General features: G+C 71.2%; 1 protein-coding gene. It reads left to right on the top strand.

Going from position 1 to position 1,163, the window contains the following annotated elements; translation table 11 throughout:
- Positions 1-68: 68 nt before the first annotated feature.
- On the top strand, positions 69-1,163 hold a 1,095-nt coding region (locus SSOG_RS00930; protein WP_050799713.1), incomplete at its 3' end, for an ABC transporter substrate-binding protein.

The following is a 1,163-nucleotide window of genomic DNA, read 5'->3' as shown; positions in this document are numbered from 1 at the left end:
CCCGCACAGGGCCCCGCCGAGCCCCCGCGAAGCCCGGCATCTCCTCCTCGCCGTCTCAGGAGACCCCCGTGAGACCCATCCAGTCGCCCCTGTCCCGACGTGCCTTCCTCGCCGCCACCGGCGTGGCCGGTGCCTCCGCCCTCGCCGCATGCGGCAGCCTGACGCCCGGCTCCTCCGCCAAGAAGAGCAGCGCCGGACCCGCCTCCACCGCCCGTGCCGACCGGCAAGAAGCTCACCCCTCGTCCCTCGCCGACGCGGACGACACCACCATGACCCCGGGCCTGGTCAAGGCCTTCATGGCGAAGTACCCCAACGTCACCATCAAGCGCCAGTACACAGGCTGGGACGACTACCTCAAGAGCGCCAACACCACGATGTCCGCGGACACCGCCCCCGACATCGCCCAGTTCACCTCCGGCATGCAGAACCTCGTCCGCGGCCGGCTGCTGCTCGACATGGGCGCGTACAGCCGTGCGTACGGCTGGCCGAAGAAGTTTCCGGGCCTGGACCAGATCACCTTCTCCGACGACGGCCGGACCGTCGGCACCGGGCAGCTGTACGGGGTGCCCGCCGGGCTGTCGTTCGAGGGCGTGTATGTCAACAAGGCCAAGGCCCGCAAGCTCGGACTGCGCGTCCCGCCCGCCACCCTGGACGACCTGGAGGCGATGTTCGCCAAGGCCAAGGCGGCGGGGGAGACCGCGCTCGTCGAAGGGAACCTCGACGGTGGCCTGAACCACCCCTTCAACGTCCTGCTCTCGATCTTCATGAAGCCCGCCGACCGCGAGGCGTGGGCCTTCGGCCACCAGGGCGCCACCATCACCGGACCCGAGGCCCTGAAGGCCGCCCGGACGCTGAAGCGCTGGGTCGACGAAGGCTACGTCACGCCCAAGACCAACGGGCTCAGCGACAACGACGCCACCGCCGCCTTCGCCAAGGGCCAGGGCGTCTTCCGCATCAGCGGCAACTGGGCCGCGGCCGCCGTCGCCAAGGGCCTCGGCGACGACGCGGGCTACGTCAACGCGCCACCCGCCACCCGGGGCGCACCGCTGCGCACCACCGGCGCCGGGGTCTACTACTGCGTCTCCAGCAAGTGCGACAACCCCGACGTCGCCGCCGCCTTCCTGGACTTCGCCGCGAGCAAGGGCGCCGCTCCCGTCATCGCC

Source organism: Streptomyces himastatinicus ATCC 53653 (genome assembly GCF_000158915.1).
GTDB classification, from domain to species: domain Bacteria; phylum Actinomycetota; class Actinomycetes; order Streptomycetales; family Streptomycetaceae; genus Streptomyces; species Streptomyces himastatinicus.
The sequence above is the reverse complement of the archived record's forward strand: the minus strand, read 5'-3'. Positions and strand labels throughout refer to the sequence as shown.